The organism is Vibrio sp. 10N.222.48.A3, assembly GCF_041475345.1.
GTDB classification, from domain to species: Bacteria; Pseudomonadota; Gammaproteobacteria; order Enterobacterales; family Vibrionaceae; genus Vibrio; species Vibrio tasmaniensis_A.
In genome coordinates, this window is record NZ_JBFRVX010000558.1 from 1 (window position 1) to 439 (window position 439).

A 439-nucleotide genomic window follows, 5' to 3' on the forward strand; every position below is an offset into this window, starting at 1 on the left:
CGGTATGGTTGCCCTATCACTATTCACCGCTTTTGGCATGAGTTCATACGCGCTTGCTAATGAAAATGACACAGCAGCTAAAGAGCTTGGTCATTTTTATGCAGGTGTAGATGTCGGATTTTATAATGAAACCGAATTAGAATACCGCGGTAGCAAAATTGAAGATTCTTCTGATCTAGCTGACTTGAGTTATAACTTAGTTGGCGGTTATGAGTTCAATACACACGATGTAGTAAAGCTGGGATTAGAAGCGGAGTACCGAAAAATTGGCAAAGTTAACTTTGCTCAAATGATGGATATTGAAGGCCAAGCCTTCTTCGTGAATGTTAAACCCAAATTCATCGTTAAAGGCGACGTCTTGGATTTGTATGTCTCCCTGTTAGCAGGCGTTGGATCTATTGATACGGAAATCAAAGCCTTTGGGCTCTCAGCTTCTGAA

The 439-nt window shown here is 41.2% G+C and carries 1 protein-coding gene; it reads left to right on the forward strand.

Annotated elements, in window-relative coordinates; translation table 11 throughout:
* Positions 1–4: 4 nt before the first annotated feature.
* On the forward strand, positions 5–439 hold a 435-nt coding region (locus AB4653_RS15910; RefSeq protein WP_372104695.1), incomplete at its 3' end, for an outer membrane beta-barrel protein.